Source organism: Aliivibrio sp. S10_S31, from assembly GCF_014694495.1.
Taxonomy (GTDB): domain Bacteria; phylum Pseudomonadota; class Gammaproteobacteria; order Enterobacterales; family Vibrionaceae; genus Aliivibrio; species Aliivibrio fischeri.
The window spans coordinates 68,804-94,128 of record NZ_JAAUWR010000015.1; the positions used below are offsets into that span (position 1 = coordinate 68,804).

At 39.5% G+C, this 25,325-nt stretch carries 16 protein-coding genes and 1 riboswitch; of the genes, 7 read left to right on the plus strand and 9 right to left on the minus strand.

The features are described from left to right. Positions 1-19 precede the first annotated feature (19 nt). Positions 20-2,809: an ATP-dependent RecD-like DNA helicase gene (locus HC728_RS13705; protein WP_190395658.1), complete on the plus strand. Its 2,790-nt coding sequence runs from the start codon at positions 20-22 to the stop codon at positions 2,807-2,809. Further along, positions 2,806-4,716 carry a tetratricopeptide repeat protein gene (locus tag HC728_RS13710; protein WP_188863335.1) on the plus strand — a complete coding sequence of 637 codons (1,911 nt, stop codon included), beginning with the start codon at positions 2,806-2,808 and terminating at the stop codon, positions 4,714-4,716. The genes HC728_RS13705 and HC728_RS13710 overlap by 4 nt, the downstream gene beginning before the upstream one ends. Before the next feature lie 43 nt (positions 4,717-4,759). Here HC728_RS13710 and HC728_RS13715 read toward each other — a convergent pair whose 3' ends face one another. The 3 genes from HC728_RS13715 to HC728_RS13725 all read right to left on the minus strand — a co-directional run bounded on the left by HC728_RS13715 (position 4,760) and on the right by HC728_RS13725 (position 10,431). Beyond that, positions 4,760-6,622 (minus strand): DEAD/DEAH box helicase family protein, encoded by a 1,863-nt coding sequence (locus HC728_RS13715; RefSeq protein WP_188863336.1) that lies wholly within the window; start codon positions 6,620-6,622, stop codon positions 4,760-4,762. 46 nt (positions 6,623-6,668) lie between these two features. Further along, positions 6,669-8,669, minus strand: coding sequence for a DEAD/DEAH box helicase family protein (locus HC728_RS13720; protein WP_190395659.1), 2,001 nt, complete (start codon positions 8,667-8,669; stop codon positions 6,669-6,671). 277 nt (positions 8,670-8,946) lie between these two features. Next, positions 8,947-10,431, minus strand: a complete 1,485-nt coding sequence (locus HC728_RS13725; protein ID WP_190395660.1) for a carboxypeptidase M32 — start codon at positions 10,429-10,431, stop codon at positions 8,947-8,949. Positions 10,432-10,950: 519 nt separating this feature from the next. Here HC728_RS13725 and HC728_RS13730 point away from each other — a divergent pair. Then, on the plus strand, positions 10,951-11,580 hold the full coding sequence (locus HC728_RS13730; protein WP_065621803.1) for a LysE family translocator: 630 nt from the start codon (positions 10,951-10,953) through the stop codon (positions 11,578-11,580). Between the two features lie 81 nt (positions 11,581-11,661). On the opposite strand, the gene HC728_RS13735 is transcribed toward HC728_RS13730, so the two are convergent. Further along, positions 11,662-13,347 carry a mechanosensitive ion channel family protein gene (locus HC728_RS13735; RefSeq protein WP_017019262.1) on the minus strand — a complete coding sequence of 562 codons (1,686 nt, stop codon included), beginning with the start codon at positions 13,345-13,347 and terminating at the stop codon, positions 11,662-11,664. A gap of 364 nt (positions 13,348-13,711) precedes the next feature. Further along, on the minus strand, positions 13,712-15,094 hold the full coding sequence (locus HC728_RS13740; protein ID WP_012534186.1) for a sodium:alanine symporter family protein: 1,383 nt from the start codon (positions 15,092-15,094) through the stop codon (positions 13,712-13,714). Between the two features lie 97 nt (positions 15,095-15,191). Beyond that, positions 15,192-15,297: riboswitch (glycine riboswitch) on the minus strand. Between the two features lie 301 nt (positions 15,298-15,598). Here HC728_RS13740 and HC728_RS13745 point away from each other — a divergent pair. The 3 genes from HC728_RS13745 (at position 15,599) to HC728_RS13755 (ending at position 18,201) form a co-directional block, all read left to right on the plus strand. Continuing rightward, positions 15,599-15,757: a hypothetical protein gene (locus HC728_RS13745; protein WP_005419519.1), complete on the plus strand. Its 159-nt coding sequence runs from the start codon at positions 15,599-15,601 to the stop codon at positions 15,755-15,757. Positions 15,758-15,831: 74 nt separating this feature from the next. After that, a complete protein-coding gene (locus HC728_RS13750; RefSeq protein ID WP_017019260.1) occupies positions 15,832-16,578 on the plus strand; it encodes a hypothetical protein in 747 nt (248 codons plus the stop codon). A gap of 153 nt (positions 16,579-16,731) precedes the next feature. Continuing rightward, positions 16,732-18,201, plus strand: coding sequence for an MATE family efflux transporter (locus HC728_RS13755; protein ID WP_065598017.1), 1,470 nt, complete (start codon positions 16,732-16,734; stop codon positions 18,199-18,201). Between the two features lie 55 nt (positions 18,202-18,256). Here HC728_RS13755 and HC728_RS13760 read toward each other — a convergent pair whose 3' ends face one another. Next, a complete protein-coding gene (locus HC728_RS13760) occupies positions 18,257-20,911 on the minus strand; it encodes an ExeM/NucH family extracellular endonuclease (RefSeq protein WP_190395661.1) in 2,655 nt (884 codons plus the stop codon). Positions 20,912-21,238: 327 nt separating this feature from the next. Between HC728_RS13760 and HC728_RS13765 the strand changes: the two genes are divergently transcribed. Beyond that, a complete protein-coding gene (locus tag HC728_RS13765) occupies positions 21,239-22,096 on the plus strand; it encodes a DNA ligase (RefSeq protein ID WP_012533044.1) in 858 nt (285 codons plus the stop codon). 88 nt (positions 22,097-22,184) lie between these two features. Here the strand turns inward: HC728_RS13765 and HC728_RS13770 are convergent, their stop codons facing one another. From HC728_RS13770 to rbsB, 3 genes are all read right to left on the minus strand, one after another. Then, positions 22,185-23,192 carry a substrate-binding domain-containing protein gene (locus HC728_RS13770; RefSeq protein WP_012533351.1) on the minus strand — a complete coding sequence of 336 codons (1,008 nt, stop codon included), beginning with the start codon at positions 23,190-23,192 and terminating at the stop codon, positions 22,185-22,187. 65 nt (positions 23,193-23,257) lie between these two features. Then, positions 23,258-24,175, minus strand: a complete 918-nt coding sequence (rbsK, locus tag HC728_RS13775) for a ribokinase (RefSeq protein ID WP_005419503.1) — start codon at positions 24,173-24,175, stop codon at positions 23,258-23,260. A gap of 187 nt (positions 24,176-24,362) precedes the next feature. Then, positions 24,363-25,241, minus strand: a complete 879-nt coding sequence (gene rbsB, locus HC728_RS13780; protein WP_012533978.1) for a ribose ABC transporter substrate-binding protein RbsB — start codon at positions 25,239-25,241, stop codon at positions 24,363-24,365. Between the last annotated feature and the right edge of the window lie 84 nt (positions 25,242-25,325).

The following is a 25,325-nucleotide window of genomic DNA, read 5'->3' on the forward strand; positions in this document are numbered from 1 at the left end:
ATAATAATAAAGGTAATAAATGGCTGGGAACTTTGAACTTCTTGAGCAGCGCTGGCCTCAGTTAGCTAGTTTTGCTCAATACGCAGAGGGTTACGCATATACTGACCCTCAGTCGTCTTTAACAAAACTTCGTTGCTTCTGTGAGGCGATTGTTGGTGTGTTGTATCGTGAGCTTTCCTTACCATGTGAGCCTAGAAGCAACTTAATTGATAAACTTAAGTCAGATGAGTTTATCGAAGTTGTGGGCGATGATGTGTGTCAGAAACTTCATGCGCTTCGTATGAAAGGAAATAGAGCCGTTCATCATGATGAAGGAACGACAGACGATGCACTATGGCTAATTAAAGAGGCCTACTTTTTAGGTCAATGGCTGTATAAAGCATACAGTGGTGAATCAAATGAAATTTATCCAGCCTTCGTTCGACCAAAGAAACCAGAGTTATCTGGGTTGCAATTTAAAAACCACGAAGAGTTGAAGTCTCAGCTTGAAGTAGCTAAACAGGAGTTGTTATCTGTTGAAGCAAATGAGCAAAGTGCTTTAGATGAGCTTTCTAAACTTCGTGGAGAAGTTGACGCACTTAAACTTGAGAAGTTTAAGGCGAATGCAAATCAGGCTGCTCAATCTATTGATTTTGAACAGGAAGTAACTAATAAGAATATTTCTATTTTTGATAGCTTTTCGGAATATAGTTTAACAGCTGGGCAAGCTAAACTTGTAGACCAATTAGATCAATTTCTTTCTAATAAAGAAAAAAGTGTCTTTCAGTTAAAAGGTTATGCGGGTACAGGTAAGACCTTCATTACAAAAGGGCTTACTGAGTACTTTAAGTCAATCGGTCGTACATGTGTACTATCTGCGCCTACGGGCAAAGCAGCAAAGGTTATCTCAAATAAGACAGGATGCAGCGCCTACACAATCCATAAAACAATTTATTCTTTCAAAGACTTAGTTGAATATCGAGATGAATCTGGTGAAGAATCTGAGACTTATAAGCTCTATGCTCAGATCGCGGTAAATGAGTTGTCTGCTGATACGGTATTTATCATTGATGAATCTTCCATGATTTCTGATGTGTACAATGACAATGAGTTTTTCCGATGTGGGACTGGAAAATTATTGAGTGATTTATTGAAGTTCGTAAACTTAGATCACAATGATCACCGTAAGAAAGTTATTTTTATTGGGGACGATGCACAGTTACCACCAGTGGGAATGAGTTTTTCACCAGCACTCTCAGCAGATTACCTGAAACAGAAATTTGGGTTAGATACGGTAAGTTACGAGTTAACTGAAGTTGTCAGACAAAAAGCTGACAGCGGTGTAATGAAAAATTCAATTCAGTTACGTAATGCACTGAAAGCAGGTGTCTTTAACCAACTTAGTCTAGACACTACCTTTGCCGATGTTGAAGAAGTTGAGTACGCTGATTTACTACCTAAATATCTTGAGTCATGTCATGGGAAGATCAATGGTGAATCTATAGTCGTTGCTGGCTCAAATCGTGATGTGATGCAATACAACTGTCGAATTCGAGAGCACTTCTTCCCTGAGCAACCAGAAATTTCAAATGGCGACAAAGTAATAGCGGTCTCAAACAATGATCGCTATGGATTCTATATTTCTAACGGTGAGTTTGGCTTAGTTCGTCAGGTTCTTGGCCCAACTGAAATAAGAAAAGTAGTTCTAAACCCAAGAAGTAAAGATAAGAGAGTTGAAGTAGAGCTGAGCTTCCGAGAGGTGGATATTGGTTTTAAAGATCTCACAGGAACGTCTCGCTTCTTTAAGGCAAAGATTGTGGAGAATTTACTTTACTCAGAACAGCCACAGTTATCCTCTGATGAAAGTAAGGCTTTGTATATTGATTTTTGTATGCGGAATTCAAATCTACGTAGGAATAGCTTAGAGTTCAAAGAAACACTACGCGCAGATCCGTACTTTAATGCGCTTCGTGTCAAATTTGGGTATGCGATAACATGTCATAAAGCTCAAGGCAGCGAATGGAATCATGTTTTTGTTAAATGTAAAATGCATCAAAACACACTCAGTGCAGGATATTTCCGTTGGTTTTATACCGCAATTACTCGTACCGCTAAACAATTGTATTTATTAGAGCCGCCAAAAATAAAGCTTGGGGGCACTATACAGGAAGTAACACCTATTGGTGAGACGTTTATAGAAGAGCCTGAACCAATACCATTTGAAGGTAGCAATACTGATCACACTTCAGTATTTGAATTCTTAGATGACTCTACTTTTGGTATACCTCAGAGTGAAGCATTTTTAATGCAGCTATTAGGCTCAGTCCGTCACTCCTTAAAAGGTAGTGGTTGTGCTGTAGTTGATATTGATCATAAGCAATATCATGAGGCATATACTATCCAACGAGGAAGTGAATTTGCTCGGATCAATATTTGGTATAACGCAAAAGGAAAAGTGAGTCAGGTTAAGTCTATTGAAGTTAACCCTTTTAGTAGCGAGGTTGCAGATTTACTCGCACCATTAAAATTTGGCTTGGTGAATGATTCGAGCGAAGTACCTGAAGTTTTATTTTCGCAAGAATTTCAAAATCAGTTTCACCAGCGTCTGATGGAACTTGTGAGTTGTGCGGATATTACTTTGAATTCAGCAGAAGAGCAGCAATGGGCATTGAGGTATACGTTTAGCAAAGGGAATTCTGTTGCAGTTTTTGATATTAACTTTAACGGTAAGCAACGGTTTACGAAAATGTCTGTTTTACGAAATAAAAGTGTGGGTTCGGAGCTTGTTGGTGTGATTAATAAGATACTGACAGAGGGGCTAAGCGAATGATTACTAGTAAAGACGTTTTTGCTAAACGTAAATCAGGGCAGCTTGATGAAGCCTATAAAATGGCTGTAGAGCTTGTTAAGGTGAATGCTTCTGATGAGTGGAATTTTAAGGCACTAGCTTGGTGCTTAATTGATTTGTTGAAACGAGACTCTCAGTCCAATCAGCAACAAAATTTAGCTTATTATTCACAGCAACTTCAATCGATAGACGTTGCTGCAAATGATGAGATATTAACGACTCAGGTTCAATACGCACTATCGTTGTGTAACCCTAATGGGCAACTGATACAAAAGGCCAAATCTTTAAGCAAACAAGGGAGTCACCTTCAGGCTGCTAATATTTATAGGCAGCTTTGTAGCGCTGGTGCAGGCGATTTGAATGTACAAACCTCTTTAGGGTGGGAGTTATTTCGACTCTTACAGCATTCGCTGGCTCAAGAGCACATAAATGTATCTAGTTCAAAAAGGTTGTTAGCTGACTATCTCAAGCTCCAGTTAGTTGAAAAGCCTTCACTATTACATTCAAGCATACTACAACAAGCAGCTAAGTTAGCTGGTAATTCTAGTTTTAATCTCATCAGCTTTTCGAGATATTGGCAGTTAGACTCTCTCAGAGAGGAGGACTATGAACCTTATATCAACAATAACGGGGAGCAATATCCATCGTTAGCTGAAAAAGTAATACAGCAGGCAGCTAAGGAATCTGTTGCTTCTGATATTATTGAGAATCACCAATATATTCTCCCACATTTAGATAGTGCTATTGAACGTTTTCCTGAAAATATTTGGCTCAAACTCAATAAAGCGAAATTGCTCTTAAAATTAGGGCAAAGTAAAGAGGCTTTACGTTTTGCTACCGATGTTACCCGCTCTAAAGTCAGTGATTACTGGTCTTGGGCATTGCTTGGGGAAGTTAATGCAGGTCTTGATAAGTCAATTGAACTGAGTTGCTATTGCAAAGCTTTGCTTTGTTACACGGATGATAAATTTACAGCTAAAGTACGTATTAAAATGGCGCAAGCATTGGCTTCTCTGGGCGAATTTGCTGAAGCCAAACATGAAATAGAGAAAGTAATTACATCTAAAACCAAAGACGGACTGAAGGTTCCAGAAGACGCAGAGAAGCTTCAAGCTCAGGAGTGGTATAAAACCTTTACTGCTACAGAATCTAACAAGAAATACTATCAATTGAATGTATCAAAGGCAGAAGAGTTGCTATTTAGCGATTTGCCATTGGTGAAAGCTTGTGTTGGAGAAAAATTCACGATACCCGATAAGCCAAATAAACCAAAAAGAAAGTTGTATCTAGTACCGCAAGGCAAAAGTGAACCAATAGAAATTTCAGTTCCTGAAAACAAGTACAAATTTGGTGATGTTGGATCTGGATTAAGCATTAAAGGTGACTTTGATGCTAGTGGTAGATACCAAGTTTTTTTGATAGCTCAGCGTGATTATGATGCTAACTGGGATATCTTTACCGATCATATCGCGGTAGTTGACCATGTGAATCAGAAAAAAGAGATATTTCATTTCATCGTAAATAGGAAGGTTAGCTCAGTTGTTCACTTTTCGGATATCGATTTTAATGTAAAAGAAGGCAATTTTCTTGCTGTAAAAGTAGCTCAATTTAAAACTAAGCAGGGCGAGCGTTATAGAGTTTTATCAGTGAAACCAACAGATAAAGCACCTAGCTCACTCGTGTATAAAGACTTTAGTTGTAGTGTTAGAGCATCTAATGGAATGGGTTTTACTGATGATAATATTTTTATTGCTCCACCATTGATGGAACAGCATGGTGTTAACGATGGTGTGCTGGTCAAGGGTACAGCAGTGTTAAACTATAATAAAAAGAAAATGTCATGGGGTTGGAAGGCGCTAAAACTCAATAATGTAACAACTAATATATAATTTAGAAGAGTCAAAGCCGCGAAAAGTCGCGGCTTTGTTGTATCTAGAAGACGCTGTTATGTCGTATTCGAGTGGTGTGAATTTCCTGGTTGAAATTCGACTTATCATCTAAATCTTTTTCTAATATTGTCCCTCGTTTGTAAAGAACAATCAGGGTATCTCGGTCGTGCTCTACATCTAGTAAACTACAAATTTCCTCCAGATCATCCGAATCTAAAGAGCGCTTGAAAGCATCCATCTGACCTGAGAGATTATAAGTACTGAAGATACTTGCCATTACCTTTTTATCCTCAGTTTTTTCTCCGCCGCCAGGGTTCACAACTTGATTAAATGATACTTCCTCTTCTTGATTTAACTGAGAAGTGAAGGCTAGTGTTCTTGCCTTTGCACAACTTTGAGTCCCGTCATCATAAGTTGCGCCATTCACCCATTGTGCTTTGATCCAATTCTGATGCTCACCACGAAGGGCGCGGTTTTTCTTTCTATATGGTCCATCGTCACCTATCAACTCTTGACGAATTAAGCTAATAGCCTCTAAAAGCTCTGGGTCAGTTGTAAACATGGAGAAGTCGAAGTCAGGGTCTCGAAGTTTACCTGGAACAGCAATATAACCTTTGGTTGAGTATGATTTACTGTCAATAAGCTTCTTTATTACTCTAGTTTCAGAAACTGGAGCTATTGTTGTGCCACGGTCAAACCCTCTTACCTCATAGCGTGAACAAATTTGCTCGAACAATTGATGAAGACCACTAAGCTCATGACTGTTGTGATTGGATTCTAAGTGATCAAGTAGCTCACCATAGGCTCTCACCGCATCTAGGTTAGTATAGTGTTTTGCTGTTGTATTCTGATGATAACCACAAGCTCGACCAATATTAGCTTGTACAACTGCTGCAATATTGGCAATTGTGCTATCCCAAGAGTTTATCAGCGTTTCTTTCATCTCTTGACCAAAGTTAACACCAGCTCTAAAACCTGCCACAGTGATTGCTATTAGCTTTTCATCGAATAATGCAGCGGTTTCGTATTCACGTTTAAAGTCATTGATAGAAGAAAGCTCGTGATCTTCGAGGCCAACAAGTTTTTGACCAATGATATGGATTTGATGTGGTTCAATACCGTTAGAGAGCAAAACGTCCCTTGCAACTTTTGCCTGACTGCTAGGTACTCGAATTAGTGACCATCCTGAACCTTCATGTTCTTTGATCTGACGGATAAAACGATTTCGAAGTAAAGAGGTATCACAGAAGTCTCGCGAATTTTCATCCAATTTAATGATTTGGTTGTTGCGATGCATCTGCCTAATGCCATGGTACTCATCACTTGTTTTATGGAAGACCAAGGAAGTATCGAAGTTATGGCGGAGTATTGAATCAGCACCTGCGGCATAGAGCGCACTAAATGGCGTAGCTGAAACAAAGGCGACATTACAGGCTTGGTTGTTGTGTTCAAGGTAATTGAAGATCTTGTCATATCGAACGCTATCACTACTCGAGCCATAGTGACACTCATCAATAATGATTAGCTTAGGGGCTTGAAACTTGAAATGTGTTTTTAGTGCTGTTTCAAAATTTGTAAAGTTACTGACAACAACGTTCTTACTAGCTGCAAGATCTTGCTTTGCTTGTTCCTGAAGTGCAGTGTCAGCCATGGTCACTAGGTATAAAGTGTCCTTCAGACATTTTCTGTCTACTATGGCTTCGTCCGAAAGTGATAGTCTTTGTAAGCAGGATAGGGCGAGAGCAATGCCAGATTTACCTGATTGCATTTCCGCAGCAATGACTACAGCTCTAGAACCTGCTTCAAACTGCTTGAATGCTTGTTGTGCCGCTTCACGTTGGTGCGAGAACGTATTGCTTGAGATTGTATACTCAGCAAGTTTGCGGTGTTTATTAGAATTATTCATGACTATTACCGAGAAGTGGGGCTATGTGAAAAGCCCCATTCGAGCTTTAATTATACATTGATTCAGTTTTATCTGAAAAATGAGACTCATCACTTAGGTCTCCCGTTTTTTCAGGTAACTCGTTATGCTGCTTTTTCGCAATGGAACGATCAATATCGTACTCTCCGCGCTTGTAGAGAACAAACATAGTATCATCTCGCTCAATGCCAAAGTAATCACACATATCATGAACATCTTCTAACGTCATGATCTTCTTATCAACTTGGCGGCGAGAAATGTTGTACACACTGAATATGGTTGCAGTGATCAGTTTGTTTTCCGATAGTTCACCTGAACCAGGAGCGACAACACGGTTAAACTCAAGATATTCATCGTTGTCGATCATTGTTGTGTAGAGCTTAGCTTTCTCTTCTTGAGTCCCGTCCGCATGAGCTTTCTCAGGGTTGTTGTAACTATCACCATTGACCCATTGTGCTTTTATCCAGTTCTTCTTTTTGCCACGCATCGCTCGATTGCCTTTGACGCTTGGCGCTCCTTTGGCTGTAAACTCATTGCGAATTATCTCAATAGCTTGAAGAAGGTGTTTATCTCTGGTGTATTGACTAAAGTCTGCTTCGTCTTCTAATAATTTTGCGGGTACAGCGATATAACTATCTGTTCGGTAGGTTTCAACATCACCGATAGGGCGTCTACGTTTGTATTTGATGGTTAAGCCAACATCTAATCCATTAACTTGATATTCTTGACAAACATCCTCAAAGAATTCTCTTAGCCCATCAAAATCTGATGCCGCTTCCTCAGAGCAAGTTTTTTCTAAGTGATCCAAGATAGAGGCATAGGCTTCAGTTGCATTAAGGTTGGTAAAGTGCAGTGATGAATTATTGCCGTGATAACCACATGCACGACCTATGTTGGCTTGTACTACTGCTGCAACGCTAGCAACAGTGCTATCCCAAGTAGAGATGAGGTTGTTCTTCATCATGGCACCGAAGTTGATGCCAGCTCTTGCTCCTGCAACGGTAATTGCAATTAATTTATCCTCAAATATTTGGGCGTCATCAAACTCACGTTTAAAACGTTCTATGCTGCAATGTTCATCTTCGGGAACGCCAGTAAGTGAGTTACCAAGGATATAAACAGAACTTTCATCGATCCCTTGGCTAATTAGAAATTCTTTCGCGTCCATGGCAAAACCAGCAGGCACACGTACTAGTGACCAGCCCATGCCTTCATGAGAATTGAATTGCTCAATAAACTCATTGCGTTCTGGTGAATCAACGAGGAAGTTTTTAGTATCTTGTCCAAGCCCTTTCACCTTATTACTCTTAAGCATTTCACGAACACCGTAGTATTCATCGCTTGTTTTGTGAAATACTAATCGGGTATTGAAATCACGTCTTAAAATAGAGTCTTTAAGAGCATTCTGGGCTGCTTGCTTTGCTTCAATAATTAATGCTTGATTGTCTTCGTCTTCAGCTTCTTGTTGAAGTTCTATTGCTTCTTGATACTCAGTTTCAGCGCCATATAAAGCACCAAAAGGCGTTGCTGAAATAAATACCACTTTGCAGCTATCATTTTCTTTCTCAAGGTAATCGAAGACTTTACTGTATCTAACAGCAGATACATTCGAACCGTAGTGGCATTCATCAATAATGATCAGTTTCGGAGGGTTGCCTTTAAATTCATTTTCTAATGCTTTTTCAAAGTTAACGAAATTACTGACAACAACGTTTTTTGCCAGTTTAAGATCATCTTCAGCCTGCTCTTTTAAGGCTGTATCTGGCATGGTGACAAGGTATAGGGTGTCTTTAAGCTGTTTACGGTCACAAATATCAAGGTCATTCAAACTTAAACGCTGCAAACAACATAAAGCAAGGGCAATACCTGACTTTCCAGCCTGCATCTCTGCTGCTGTAACAACTGCTCGAACCTCACCTTTTAGTGCGTTAAATGTTTTAGTTGCTGCATTAACTTGATGAGAGTGAAGGGCGTCACTATCAAGTACGGTATGAACCATATCGCGAAGTTTTAGTGCTTTAGTTGTCAATTTGTCCTACCTAATCAACGAAAAAGAATGTTGTATATTATACCGTAATTAATCTTTTTAGTACTGACCTAAAAATAATCACATTAACTAATTGTTTTGGATTATAAATCAACACCCCGTCATATTATGTGATATCCCCGACCGAGGATAAAGTAGATATTATACCTTGTCGGGGATAAAGTGATGGTCAAAAACGAATTACAAAAAATGGATGCAGCCAAAACCACATCCATTTTATTAATTACATAGAGTAAAGCGGCGAATTAACGTCTAGTTTTTACTCCAAATAACGCTTTTCTAAGTGTGCTTTAAAGAAACTCGCATTTAGCACATCACCCGTTGCTTGTTTCACTAAATCATCCGTTGAGAATAGTGATGCTTTGCTCCAGATATTATCTGATAACCAAGTGAAGATAGGGCTTAAATCACCGCTTAGTGTGGCTTTCTCTACATCTACGGTTTGTTTCATTGCAGCCATAAACTGTGCTGCGTACATTGCGCCTAGTGTGTAGCTTGGAAAGTAACCAAAGCTGCCGTCTGTCCAGTGAATGTCTTGCATACAGCCGTTTTTGTAATTGCCTTTGGTGGTTAAACCTAGGTATTGCTGCATTTTTGCATCCCACAGTTCAGGGATATCTTTATAGCTGATGTTACCGTTCATTAAATCACGTTCGATTTCATAACGTAAAATAACATGAGCAGGGTATGTCGCTTCGTCGGCATCAACACGGATAAAATCAGGTTTTACACGAGTGTAGATTTTTTGCAGGTTATCTGTTTCAAAGATCTTTTGATCCGCATTCACAAAGTTCTTTTGCACTAATGGTGATAGTTGAGAAATAAATTCAGCACTTCGGCCTAACTGCATTTCAAAAAATAGACTTTGAGATTCGTGAATTCCCATTGAGCGTGCTTCACCAACGGCAAGGCCAGCAAATTCTTTTGGTAAACCTTGTTCGTAACGAGCGTGTCCTGTCTCGTGAACAGTTCCCATCAAAGATTGCACAAAATCGTTTTCATCGTAACGTGTAGTTATACGAACATCCGTTGGTACGCCGCCACAGAAAGGGTGCATGCTGACATCAAGACGACCATGGTTAAAATCAAAGTTTAAAAACTTCATTACATCCAAACTCAACTGACGTTGTTGCTCGGTTGGGTAATGACCTTGTGGCAAATAGATAGACTCTGTCGCTTGTTTCTCTTGGATATTTTGGATGAGCGCTGGTAGCCATGATTTTACGTCATTAAATACCACATCCAGTTTTGCTGTGGTGGTTCCCGGCTCGTATAAATCAAGCATGGCATCATAAGGGGTTAGGCCTGTGATCTCAGCGCGAATCTGTGCCTCTTCTTGAGATAGGGCAACGACTTCTGCAAAGTTTTTACTAAAGCCATCCCAGTCGTTTTCACTGCGTTGTGAGCGCCAAGCGTGTTCACATTTCGAGCCTGCTAACGATTGTGCTTCTACTAGCGTTTCAGGTAGGGCTGTGGTTTGTTGCCATTTTGACTTCATTTCACGTAGGCTTGCACGTTCGTTATCAGACAGAGACTCTGATTCTGCTTTATCAAACCATTCTGCTAGTTGTGGTTCTGTACCCAGTTTATGAAGATGTACAGAAAGTTCGGCCATGGCTTCTGAACGAGCGTAGTTACCGCCTGATGGCATTACAGCGGCTTGATCCCAACCGCAAATAGCAGATAAGTGTTCAAAACGAGATATTTTTAAACTGTGAGCAACAAGTTTCTGATAATGACTCATGAGGCTAGTTCCTTGTAAGGTTTTTTAGTTAAGGCTCATGATATCGCGATTGTCTTAAGATAGGGTAGTGAGTTATTCAGTGATTTTTAAAATATCAAAAAATGACCTCGAAAGTTCGAGGCCAAATGAGAGAGAAGCTAATTCGAAAAGGATGAGAAAATGTATTAGCTAATTTTTACGGGCCAACCGTAAGATGTATATTCTTCTGCTAATTTGGTCGCAATATCCAAAGAGACGGTTGCAGAAATCCACCTTCCAATCCCCATGATTTGATATTCAAATTTTACATGATTCATTGCTGTTTACCCCGTGATATGAATGCCTGTACTTTAACCGTATATCGAACAAATAACTTTCCGATAAAGGTCAAAAAGATCCATATATGGCCTATTTTATATAAATATGATGAATCTATGAAAAGTGCGATAATTAATAGAGTTAATGCTCTAGTTATAAAATGAATAGCTTTCTTAAACGGTTTGTTATAAAACGAGATAAAAGTAAAAAAATGGATATTTTATGATAATGGATTTTTGGGCGTTTTTTATTGCCATATTGCTACTTACAATGACTCCTGGTTTGGATACGGCGTTGGTTATTCGTAATACAACGCGTGGTGGTTGGAAAGATGGCATAACTTGCAGTCTTGGTATTTGTTGTGGGCTGTTTGTTCATGCAACCATGTCGGCAGTTGGTCTGTCTGTGGTATTGGTGAGTTCGGCTGAGTTGTTTACCGTGGTGAAGACAATTGGTGCGATTTATCTTATCTGGCTTGGTGTGCAATCCATAAGAAGTACTTTTCGTCACTCACAATCCATAGACATGAACAACACTAAGAGTCTTGAAGTGACGTCATTAAAAGTGTCGTTTAAAGAAGGGTTTTTATCTAATATCCTAAACCCAAAAACCGCAGTATTTTATTTGGCGTTATTACCGCAATTTATTAACCCCGAGTACAGCGCGTTTGCTCAATCATTATTGATGGCGAGCATTCATTTTGTTATTGCGATGATATGGCAGGGTGGCGTTGCTTTGTTGGTGGAAAAAGCCAAGCAATTGATGTCTAGCTCTGTGGTTAAAAATAGAATTGAAAGGGTGACAGGGGCGGTACTTGTGATGCTTGGTGTAAACTTACTTGTTTCTAAATAATTGTTTAAAATGCCAAGCTTGATATAAAAGGTGAATGAAACCGTGCCATGCCTATTATTGAATACGCATGGCACTTTTTGTTTAGCTGTCTTTTGATCTTACTGAGTCAATCACGCTACCAATTTTCTCGGTGATTGGATTTGGCTTCTTTGGTTTTTTATCTTTCTTCGCAAAATGAACGTGCACATCTTGCTGTGCGAATGGAATCGAAATGCCTTCTTTATCAAAACGTAGTTTTACTTCACGAGTAATGTCCCAATACACATCCCAATAGTCATCGGTTTTTACCCAAGGACGAACAATGAAATCAACTGAAGAGGCACCTAGTGTGTGGACTCTGATGTTTGGTTCTGGTTTTTTCAATGCTGCAGGGTGTGCGTCTACAATCTCTGCTAAGATTTTCTCTGCGTGCTCTATGCTGTCTTCGTATCCTATCCCAAATACCATGTCCACACGTCTCACTCTCTCGTGGGTGACGTTTTTGATTACATCCCCCCAAATCATACTGTTAGGTAGAATAATGATTTGGTTATCAAAGGTTTTGATGGTGGTGTTTACTAGGCTCATGTGGCTTACTTTGCCTGATACGCTACCAGCTTCAACTAAATCACCGACATCGAATGGACGATAGATAAGTAGCATCATGCCAGATGCGAAGTTAGATAACGTATCTTGTAATGCGAAACCAATAATAATACCGGCAACACCGAAACCTGTTAATACAGGCGCAAGGTCTAATCCTATTTTTGAAAAGGCGATTAGGATACCAATAAAGTAAATCAGCTTACTCGACATGGATACAAAGAAATCTTGCATCAATTTACTCATGCGTAAATGAGGCTGAACAACCGCTTTTAATACCACGCGGCTTGTTAAACGGGCAATTAAGCGGGTAGCAAATAAGATCAGAATAAAGACTAAGAATTTTAATAGCTGATCCGGAGCGTGTTTAAGTAGCCAGTTACTGCCTGAAGATATCCAATTACTTAAGATGGCAGCAATAACAGGGAACTTAAGAATATCTTCTGTTAGGTTACCCGTTGTCGAAAATAGCTGACGCTTATAGTCGGTGGTATTGATGTCCAACTGATCGGCAATACTGATCAGTTTTTCTAACCCTGATGTAGAGTTAAATACTTTACGCTCAAAGAACAGGTGATCTAGGGTTAATGATGATTTTTCTGATTCCGAAGAGTGTTGAAGTTGGTCGGATAAACGTTGTTCACGACTAGCATCAAAGCTTAATGAAGCAGAAAGAAATTTGATTTTTTGATCAATGAGTAATTTGAACGCATCGATTTGAGCTTCGTTAGATTCACCAAGATCTGCGAGCCATTGATAATTTTCAAGCTGGTCGCTAAGGGATAGGTAATAATAGTCTCGGGTTTCTTTTAATGTGTTTTGAAGCGCTAGCTTATGTTCAATGTCAGCTTTATCAAGTTGTGCTTGTTTTGATTTTAGTTCTTTATCTAAATAGGCAAAAGATCGCTCTGCATAACCAATTTGGTTATTCACCTCTGAGATTAAAAGCTCTTTTGTTGTTTTGTCATGTTCTTGAATTAGCTGTGATAAAACAGATCGCAGTTCATTATTTTTTTCGACTTGTTGAACTCGAATAATAGCCAATTCACTGCCGCTGAATGAGTTTGACTCTGTTTTTAGCCGTGCAATTTCAGCATTAATTTTCTCTAAATGACTTAAGTCTTGTGCTTCGCTAGCAAAGGAAAGTGAACTAAAGAAGAGTAAGATCCAAATAAAATGTCGCATAGAGCCTCGATAACTGTGAATTAAGCTAGGCCTATTGTAGTGAAATTTTATCAAGAGTGGCAGGATAACTTTTTAACTGATAGTCACAAAAATGAAAAAGCAGCCGAGAAAGCTGCTTTTAAATTGGGTTTATCATTTATGTAGCTCTTTATATTCGTTAATAAGTCCTTTGCAAAAGGAGATAAAAAAGCCTATGACTAAAACTAAAAGTACTGAGCCAAATATAAGAGTTAATATGTCCATATATCACCTCACTTAATGTATAAGGTAATAATAGCAGAATAAATAATATATTTGTGAGATTTGGTTTACATAAATGTTTCAAATTGTCTCTGAAAATTAACAGAGACAATTCATTGGTACGCTATATTCTATTAAAAACTTGTTCGTTTTCAGTCTCTTTTTGCTTACTAAAGAATAGGTGGGTTTCTTCAATAATAATATGACGAAGAGCGATTAAACCAATCAAGTTCGGAATAGCCATTAAGCCGTTAACAATATCAGCAATAACCCAAATAGTATCTAAATGCATGTAAGCACCAGAAGCCACTAAGCTAATAAAGATTATTTTGTATGGTAAAACACCTTTGCGACCAAATAAGTAAGTCACACAACGTTCACCGTAGTAGTTCCAGCCTAAAATAGTGGTGAAAGCGAAGAACATTAAACCGATAGATACAAGGTATGGACCAATTTGCTCAGAGCCTAGGCCAATAGCAAATGCTTGAGTTGTCATTAAGGCACCCGCTGCTTCACCTTGCCATACACCAGTAACCACTAAAGTTAATCCTGTCATGGTACAAATGATCACGGTATCAAAGAAGGTACCAGTCATTGATACAAGACCTTGTTTTACACAAGAGTCGGTTTTAGCGGCTGCCGCTGCCATTGGTGCACTACCAAGGCCTGATTCATTTGAGAATACACCACGCGCCACACCTGATTGGATAGCTAACATGATTGATGCACCAACAAAACCACCAGTTGCAGCAGTACCTGTAAATGCTGACGTAATTACTAATTGAAAAGCCGCTGGTAAAGCTTCGGCTTGCATAATTAAAACAGAAGCACACGATACAACGTAAACTACCGCCATTGTTGGAACGACTTTTTCAGCGACTTTAGCGATAGATTGAATACCACCAAGTGTCACAACCGCAACAAGGACTGTAAGGATACCGCCCGTCAACCATGCTGGTGCATTCATTGTTAGCTGTGCTGAGTCAACAATAGCGTTAATTTGTGGGAATGTACCAATACCAAAGCAAGCAACACCTAAAGCGAATAGGGCAAACAGTTTTGCTAACCATTTATTACCCATGCCGTATTCAAGGTAGTACATTGGGCCGCCAACCATTTCGCCTTTGCTGTCTGTTTTACGGTATTTAACCGCAAGTAAACATTCGGCATATTTTGTTGCCATTCCAAATACAGCAGCAAGCCACATCCAGAAAAGGGCACCAGGACCACCCAGTTTAATGGCAGTTGCTACACCTACTATGTTACCTGTACCAATGGTTGCTGATAGGGCTGTACATAACGCCGCAAAGCTTGAAACGTCACCTTTACCTGTACTTTGGTTCTCTTCTCGTGAAAAAACCATTTTAAGTGCAGTCGGTAAGTGGCGAAGTTGGAAAATACGTAAACGAAACGTAAAGTAGATACCCGTACCAACCAATAAAATCAAAAGAGGTGGACCCCAAATGAAGTTATCTATAGTAACAAGCGTGTTGTGAAAAGTGTTCATGGTTTCCCCTTAATAAAACATATAGAAAGGAGAAGAGAGAGTGGTGTACCAAAGTCAAAAGATCGACAAATAGTATAGAGCCGAGATTAATCGGATCACTTTCTCCTCTGTCCTTTTGCCTGAGAGTTTCACCGTTATCATTTTTCAGATAAGGGCTTGCTCCTTCGGCGGCCGATTTAACGGCTCTCTCCAGAGATTCCTCCAACTACAGTCCTCACCTTATTCACTTAAAAAATGAACTCGGCACCTGAAAGATTTACTTCTTCGGCGGGCGTAACCTTGACGGTTTTTGCCACTCTCCTGCAGTCTTCATCGGATCAACAAATTGTGTGCTGTATAACAGCAAGACGCTATGTTAGCTAAGTCACATTTTATTGTCATGCATTTTATTTGAAAAATTCAAAAATATTATAAGAAACCGATTTCTTTGTTCAAAATAACGACTAAAACTCAAGTATTTAGAAAGCAAAAATGTGCTAAAGTATAAGAAAAGTGAGGTGTACTATGCTAAGAATTGCGGTCATCATTTTATTATTCGTATTTGCTGCTGTGCTGTTCAAGTTCAGATCAAATGAGAAGGTTCAAAAATCGGTTATTTATACCTCTGTTGCAGGGCTTGTCATTTATGTGGCATATGTCATGATTTCAGAGCTAATTCGATAAGTTGTCTTATTTTTAACAAAGAGTATAGGGAATAACACTATACTCAATAAAATCTATTTGCTTGGGGTTATCACGTGAGTGTAGAAAATCAAACAAGAACATCTGATGAGCACGATGAAGATGTCATTATTATTGAAGAGAAATCAAAAGCGAGCCATTGGGTAGCAGGGGTAACCTTGATTATCGGTGCGGTTGCTGGTGGTTTAATTGGCTCTAGTATTTCAGAAAATAAATGGACAGAAGCCTACACTCAATTAGAAACTCAAACTAAGCAATATCAAACTCAATTAACTCAAGCAAAAGAGAAGAGTGCTGAGGTTGATGTTCTTGTTGAAAAAGAAAAACAGCAAGCATTAGAAGTTCAAAAGCAAACGCTTGATGAAGAAAAAGCACAAGCGATTGTTGAAGAATCGAAAAAACACGCGACATTAACAAAAGAAGTGGGTGCATTGAAGTCTCAAAAAGCCTCACTAGAAATGCAAGTTGAAGAGCAGAATAAGCAAATTGATAAATTAACTAACCAAGTTGATTTACAAGTGACGATGTTGACGCGCGCAAAACAGTTGTTCCAACGTCAACTTCAATTGAAAGAAGAAGCAAGTGCTCTTGAAGTTAAGATTGAAGTAACCACATCAAATGAAAAGCGCTTAGCGAAAGAGTGTGAAGTGTACCTTGAAGGTAAGAGTTGGGATGTGAAGTCTGACGTATGCCAACGTCAAGAAGCGGCGAAGAAACTCATCACTCAATATAACGATGAATTACAATTGCTACAGATGGATATCAAAGAAATTGATAGCATTAGTGAAAGCATAGGCATGTAATCGTTATTACTTCCACTGTTTGAAGAAAACCACAATTAGTTTGTGGTTTTTTTTATTTTTAGGAAATAACGATTTAATTTTTAGTATTCAACACCATTACGCTATTTTTATCTAAAATGGTAAAGAGTAGAAAGATAATGGTAGGAGAGATATGTGAGTAATCAAACGGCTAAATTTGTTCATGGATCGACCATGAGACATATTTTAGTAATGTCGGGAGCATCTTCTATTGGTTTAATGGCACTGTTTGTCGTTGACTTATTAGATATGTTTTTTATTAGTTTATTAGGACAAGTTGAGTTAGCCGCTGCCATTGGTTTTGCTGGAACGATAATATTCTTTTCAACCTCAGTTTCTATCGGTTCTTCTATTGCTATGGGGGCTTTGGTATCTAAAGCGCTAGGGGCAAAAGAGAACGAAAAAGCACAACAATTAGCGAGTAGTACACTGGCGATCGCCTTTATTGTGAATACCGTTGTAACGATTGTTATGTTCTGCTTTATTCCTGAATTGCTTTCAATGATAGGAGCAAAAGGGTTTGTTGCTGAGCGTGCTCAAGCATATCTTTCAATTTTATTACCAAGTACCCCAATTATTGCCATTGCTATGGCTGCGGGTGCCGGTCTTCGTGCTGTAGGTGATGCTAAACGTTCAATGTTAGCCACATTATACGGTGGTATTGTGAATGCCATTTTAGATCCAATTTTCATTTTTGGTTTTGGACTTAATGTTGAAGGGGCGGCGATTGCATCGGTAATCTCTCGAATTACCGTATTGGTTTTCTCTTTATACCCATTAGTGAAAACGCACAATTTAGTGAAATGGCCTGAATGGTCGATCATAAAAGATCATACACCTGCCATTATTACGATTGCGGCTCCGGCTATTATTACGAATACGGCAACACCAATTGGTAATGCGATTGTGACATCAACCCTTGCACCGTTTGGTGAAGATTTTGTTGCTGGTTTTGCGGTAATTGGACGATTAATTCCCGTTACGTTTGCGGTTATTTTTGCGTTGTCTGGAGCGGTTGGTCCAATCATAGGGCAGAACTTTGGTGCACAACGCATTGATAGAGTAAAAGACACGCTGCGTAATTCGCTGTTCTTTACTGCGATTTATTGTATTGCGGTCTCACTGATCCTGTTTTTATTGCAAGATTATATTGTTAAAGCCTTTAACTTAGTTGGTGATGCGTCGCTTATTATGATGACATTCTGTAGTTTTGTGGCTATCACCTTTATCTTTAATGGCGCAATGTTTGTGGCAAACACGTCATTTAATAACTTGGGTAAACCTTTATATTCAACGGCACTTAACCTAAGTAAAGCAACCATTGGTACTTTGCCTTTTGTGTACTTCGGTGCGCAGTGGTATGGCGGTTTGGGTGTGTTATATGGTCAAGCCGTAGGTAATGTGGTGTTCGGTATTATCAGTTTAATCGTGTTAAGAATGCACGTGATCAGTATGGTGAGAGAGCATTGTGAAACCGTATGTACAGAAGATGCACTGGCAGACATTAGTGTTACTATGACGCCGTTTTGTAATAACGATGCCGTCATCATGCAAAGTGGTGCAGAAACCGACGAAGAGTTGGAAGTTTCTGTGGCTTCAAAATAAAAGAATGGCGGAGTGTAGATACTCCGCCATTTTTATTTAATGCTCTTTATAATAGTTATTTACGTAGTTTTCTGCGTAAGAAACCAAAGCCTAATAAAGAAGCTAACGCAAAGAAGTTAAATGATGCACCTTTCTTATAATCAAGTGTGATCACAATTGGGTCATGATCAGATGCTGAATACATGTCATTGTATTTCACCATGTCTCCCGTGTATTTCGGGCTGTATTCAAATAAGTTACTTTCAGCGGCGTTAATGTGCCAATCTTCAATTTCAGCAACACGTTTTGCTAGAGACTTATTCGCTAAAGCGTGGTCAAGATTTCCTAATTCACCTGAGTAGGTGTAAGAGAAAGTATCCGTCCCATGCAGTAAGGTATTTAAGTTAATGTAACCGTAACCTTGAGTGATCTGACTGCCTGTTGTTTCATAAGGCAGTGGTTTACCATCTTTATCTGTGCCTAATGTGGTGTAAGAAGCGGTAAAGATGTCACGGTTATATTTCTCTTGGCTGTAATCCGTAAGGGTTAATAGTGGATCTTCCATGCCATAAGCATTCATATCGCCAAGAATTAACACATCGCCTTTTACGCTTTCTAGCTCATCACCAATGGCTTTTGCTGCTGATACTCTAAAGCGGTTACAGTTACCTTGTAGATCTGATGGATCTTTATCTTCTTCAAAGTTTTGCCATTGCTCAATACACTCAGAGCCTTTTGATTTTAAGTGATTAACAACAACGGTTAATGGCTCTTTAGCGTCTTTCACCATGAATTTTTGAACTAGGCTATGACGTTGGTATTTGTCATAAGCTGGATTAAATTCAATGGTCCCGCTGTTGTCACGAGTAATGGTATTTTCAGCAATGTGTTGCTCTGGTGTTTTAATTACACGTGCTTTGCCTTTGAGTTTGACTTCACTAGGGCGGTAAAGAAGGGCAACCATAATGGCATCAGAGCCTAGGTATTCCCCTTGGTATTTGTCTTTGTTTTTGATCTCAACGTATTTGTAGTGATCTTCTTCGTCTTCAAATTGAGCATTTAATGCCGTGGTTAGATCGTTAATGGCACTGTTTTCGCCAAAACCGTTATTTTCAACTTCCATTAAACCAATAATGTCAGCATCAATAGCCACTAATGCCGAGAGGATTTTTGCTTGTTGAATCGCAAAGTCATCAGCACTTGTTGCACCACGGTTTTGACCTGTTGGGTTGGCATCGCCACCAGCTGCAACGGATGTGAAGTAGTTTAATACGTTAAAACTAGTAATGGTGAGATCTGCATCGTCAACACTCGGTTCGTCAGTACGCTCTACATTAAATAAGGCTTCACCATCTTCATCGAAAGCTTGAGTGATGATATTTTCTTGTGAAATGGTATTGGTGGTAACAAGGCGGTATTGGCCGTAAGAGTAGGCGATAACCCCTTCTAAACCTTTAATGCGAGCACCAAGACGTAAGTATGAATCTGCGCTACCATCTTGATTGGAATCGGTCGCAAAATCAGGGAAATAAGGCACTTTTCCATTAGGTGCTTTATTATCAGATTCTATGGTTATTTGGCGTTTTGCATTCTCTTCAGCAAGTTGAATAGCTTCAGGGCTTTCTGCAGCAAAGAGCTGTGTAGGTTTGAATAGTGGTTCACCATGAGAAAGTACCATGTTGTTGCGTTTACTTGCGTAGTCAAAGCTGAAATTACGTGTGATACGTAAATCTGAGTGCGAAGTGAGTTTAACCTGCATCCCTTCATGACGCTCAAGGGCTTGCGCAAGCGTTTCGTTTCCATTAATGGTTAGCTCAGTAACGGATACAGGGGCTTGGTGGCCTTGAACTAAGAAGTTATTGGTATCAGGTTTTAATTGCGTTTGACCGTAATATTCTTGAACTTTGGCTTTTACACACACTAATGCGCCGGGTTGAATTTCTAACGATGGTGCACTTCCTGTGCTAACAAATATGCCTTCTGAGCTGTTAGGATCAAAATCATCGTTGAGACCTTGTAAGTAAAATCCTTTTAGTAAGCTTTCGCCACGAGCGGTAACAACACCTTGAACAAAATACTCATCATCTGAAATAAAGCCGCTAGAGATAAGAGGGGATTTATCTCCGGTTCCTTGAATCTGGTTTATTTCTGTAAATACGGGTGTTGCTCCTGATTCTGTTTGACACGCAAATGCCGGAGGTGGTGTGACGCCTTCTTGATATGCTCCTAATCCGTCAATGTTGTCTTTTGGTTTTTCAATCCACATGTTGGCATCAAACGTTGTGCTTGGGGTTAAATCAGCACGAATAAAACTCTTATCTTTCCCCCAATCTACATCGCCATCAATGCCTATGCGATCATGCTCTACACCATCTTTAAATAGCATGTAAGTCTCATCACCGTTGTGATTTACAATGCTTTCAATACTGTCGGTAACGGCTTTGATTTGGTCTGATGCTCGGCCATTAGAGATGACATAAACACTTTTGGCATCAAGAGTGATAGACGATAAATCTAAATCGTTTTTCCAGTCATTAAGGCCGTTGTATTTAGATTTAAGTGCATAACCTGAAAGGGAAACTGGGCTATCAGAGGTGTTACTGATCTCCAATGATTTGTTGTAACTTCCACCTTCCACGTATTGAGAGATGATGATGTCAGCAGAAGCGTTGCCAGATAGCGCCAAGCCAATCGCCATAGCAAGAGAGGTTTTTATTTGTGTTGTTTTCATTTCACTACTTTCCATAGTTGAGTTATATGAATTATTTTGTAGATATTAGAATTATCTATAAATAAACATCTCATATTGATGTGTCACAAACATTACCTTTGCATTAAGAGTGAGACATTGATCTTTTTGATAAGTCGCAAATCTGGCAGAGCTCAATGAAATAACAATTATGGTAATAGTGGATATTTAAACAGTGAAAGTGATAGTTCTCGCATTTCATTGTTTCTGGAGATGGATCGAAATAGAGTGATGTTTGTTCAAATTTTTCGTTAGTTGTTCACTAGCTTATGTAATCATGAAATAAAGGAATAGTGATAATAGGTTAGGATGATGAAAATAAAATTACTTGCAGCCTTGGTTGCGCTTGGGTTGACCCCACTCCCCACATATTCACATGATGAACCAAATACTGCATCAATAGATGTAGTTCTTGCTACTCAATACGAAAAAGGAATGGATATTGAAGGGTATTGGGCAAGTGAGAAGTTAGATGGTATTCGAGCATTATGGACAGGGGAAAAGTTAATAACACGAACAGGCCACACGATATATGCTCCAGATTGGTTTACTGACCCATTACCCGATCATAAGATTGATGGAGAGTTATGGGCTGGAAGAGGTGGATTTCAACAGGTAGCAAAAACAGTGTTAGATAGCCAACCTGATGACGAACTCTGGAAAAAAATTCGCTTCATGGCATTCGATTTACCTAGCTCTGCCGGTATGTTTCCTAAACGATATTATGAGCTATCAACCATAGTTAAAAAGCTCGATCACCCGCACTTAAAATTGGTTGAACATTATCCTATTAGTAATGAAGACTCTTTATTGGAAGCATTGGATGATATTTCTGCGCGTAATGGTGAGGGAGTGATGTTAAGAAAGGTCAGTGAAGTTTATAGACCTGGGCGAAGTGACGATTTAATTAAAGTGAAAAAACATCAAGATAATGAAGCCATTGTGATCGGCTATACCGATGGGAAAGGAAAGTTTCGCGGTATGGTGGGCGCGATGATTTTACGTATGCCAAATGGAAAAGAATTTAAAGTTGGCAGCGGTTTGAGTGTGGAAGTGAGAGAAAATCCACCTAAATTGGGTTCTACGGTGACCTATCGTTATAACGGTTATACGGATAATGGAATCCCAAGATTTGCGCGATACGTTGCGGTAAGAAAGAATTATTAGAATAGAAAGAGCCTCTTATTATTTTCCATTAGAAAGGAATATGATAAGAGACTCTTTGATCGGTTTTACTTTGTATTCAGTGGTGGCTCTAATTTGATAGCGTTTTTACGCTGTCTCGAACCATGAGTGTAGGCTCTAGCTGAAAGACTCGATTCGTTTCTGATTTTGTTGCTATTTTTTCTAGCAGTGAATCGACCGCTTGTTGGCCTAATCGGTGTTTTGGTTGATGAATGGTAGTAAGTGATGGCGTGATGTATTTGGCCATTTTAATATCATCATAACCAACAATTGAGATGTCATTAGGAACTGAAATGCCTTTTTTGCTTGCGCAATTGATCATTCCCATTGCCATCATGTCATTACAAACAAATAATGCCGTTGGTAGTTTACCTTTAGCATGAATTTCGTTGAAAGCCGCTTCACCGCCTTCACATTCAAAATTGCCCGATGCAATCCATTTTTTATTGATTTCTAATCCTGACTCTTCCATTGCTTGCACAAAACCGCTTAAACGCTGTTGCGCTTGTAGTTTGTTGAGAGGACCAGTTAAACAACCAATTTCGGTATGACCTTGTTCAATAAGGTGTTTTGTTGCTAGATAGCCACCGTGGTGCGAGTTGTCTTGAATTTTGTCGCTTGGAAAATCAATCAATCCCCAATCCATTACAACGGTAGGAACTGGTTGATAACGAGAAAAAAGCTCAAGCACTTGATTTTCTATCTCGGTACACATTAGCAATAAGCCATCTACACGTTTTTGTAGCAAAGTATCTAAGCTTGAATGAACACGCTCTGCATCACCTTCGGTATTACATAAAATAAGGTTATAGCCTTTTTCATAGCAGCGACGTTCTACACCTTTTACTACTTCACCAAAAAATGGGTTCGTTGAGGTTGTTACCAACATGCCAAAGGTTTTTGTATGATTGACTTTTAAACTGCGGGCGAGGGCTGAAGGCGCATAGTTTAGTTCTGCTACTGCGGCCATGACACGTTCTGAAATGTCTTCGCTAACAAATCGAGTTTTATTTAAAACATGACTGACTGTTGAGGTTGAGACACTTGCATGTTTGGCTACATCTTTGATTGTTGCCATAAATTCAATCCTTGTTTATATCGTTGCCTATATGAAATACAAATACAGGCAACGATATTTAATTATCAATGCTCTAAGAGAAAACGCTCGACTTCAGTGATTGAAGGTATTGACGTTTGAGCACCCATTCGAGTTACAGATATTGCAGCAGCAGCGTGAGCAAACTTGATTGCATCATCCAATTTACGGCCTGATTGTAATCCTGTTAGGAAAGCACCGTTGAACGTATCTCCTGCGCCTGTTGTATCTGTCGCTTGCACTTTAAAACCTTCAACTTGGCGACCAGAACCATTTTGGCTTATCCAAACCCCTTTGCTACCAAGAGTGATCATTACGGTCTCGATACCTTTTGCATGAAGTGCATCAGCCGCTTGTTGAGCGCTCGCCATATCCGTTACTTGAATGCCAGTTAATAGTTCGGCTTCTGTTTCGTTTGGTGTAATAATATCAACAAGTTGTAATAAGTCATCACTTAATTGATGTGCAGGCGCTGGATTTAATACCACTTTAGTACCTGCGGCTTTAGCAATTTGAGCTGCTTTTTCTATGGTTTCAATAGGGGTTTCAAGTTGCATTAATAGGGTATCAGCAGCTTCGATTAATCCGTGATGAGGCGCAATACGATCTGCCGTTAAACGTGCATTTGCTTCAGCAGAAATACAAATGCTGTTTTCGCCAGTTGCAGCCACTTGGATCATCGCAATGCCGGTTGGTGTATTTTCTTCTATCATGACCGCTTCGGTATTAATGCCATCAAACTGAAAAGCTTCAATCATTTGGTGACCAAAACTGTCATCACCCACACTTGCGATAAATGCAATATCAGCGCCTAAGCGTGCCGCTGCAACTGCTTGGTTTGCCCCTTTACCACCAGGAATAACGGAATAGCTGTGACCGTGTAACGTCTCGCCTGGGCGAGGGAATGATGCAACTTGAAGAACGTGGTCTGCGTTTACGCTACCTAAAACAACTAATTTATTCATAATGTGCCTTGTTTCTTATCTGTGACCGGAATGTGGCCTTAAAACTTATGGGTAAATGGGCGAACAGTTCAATTAATCCGTACATTTAACGATAGGTTTTATGTATTTCTATCTTTGAGAAGAGGGAGCACTGATACTGGTTGTTGTGAGCGTATCAATGCTCCGCTTTTATTATTTTATAAGCTGATTATTTTGTAATAACTTTTAGGTCAACAGGAATGAATTTCTCAACCTTTTCACCTTTAAGAACTTTAACCGCTGTTTCTACACCAAGTGCACCAATTAGGTCTGGTTGTTGTGCGATAGTTGCGCCAAGTAGGCCACGGTTAACCGCTGCGATACCATCTTCTGTGCCATCAAAGCCGACGATTAATACGTCTTTACCTGATGCTTGAACTGCACGTAGAGCACCTAACGCCATTTCATCATTTTGAGCAAATACCGCTTGAACATCAGGATTTGCTGCAATCATGTTTTCCATTACGTTAAGACCTTTAGTTCGGTCAAAATCAGCTGGTTGACTACCAAGTAGAGTCAGATCACCATTATCAACTGTTTTCATGAAGCCTTCACCACGTTCACGTGCAGCAGACGTACCAGCGATACCTTCAAGTTGGATAACGCGTGCTTTTTCACCCACTTTTTCCATGATGAATTTGCCTGCCATCTCACCACCAGCAACGTTATCAGATGCAATGTGGCTAACTACTTCACCACGGCTCGCACCACGGTCAAGCGTTAATACAGGAATACCAGAGCGGTTAGCCATACGAATCGCATTTGAAACGGCATCAGAATCGGTTGGGTTGATAAGAATTGCTTTTACGCCACGAACCGTAAGATCTTCAATGTTTGACAGTTCTTTACTTGGATCGTTTTGAGAATCAAGAACAATCAGTTTGTAGCCTAGGTCTTTTGCTTTTGCTTCAGCGCCTTCTTTCATGGTCACAAAAAATGGGTTATTCAATGTTGAAACGACCATTGCCATCGTATCTTGAGCTGCCGCTGTTGATGCGAAAGAGGTAGAAAGTAGGGCTGCAGAGATTAGGGTTGCTAACTTTTTCATTCTATATTCCTTATAAGGTGTAGGGCGGCACAATTCAAACATGGTACGTTTGGTTGTGCCTATTTTGTTTTACAGCAAACGAAT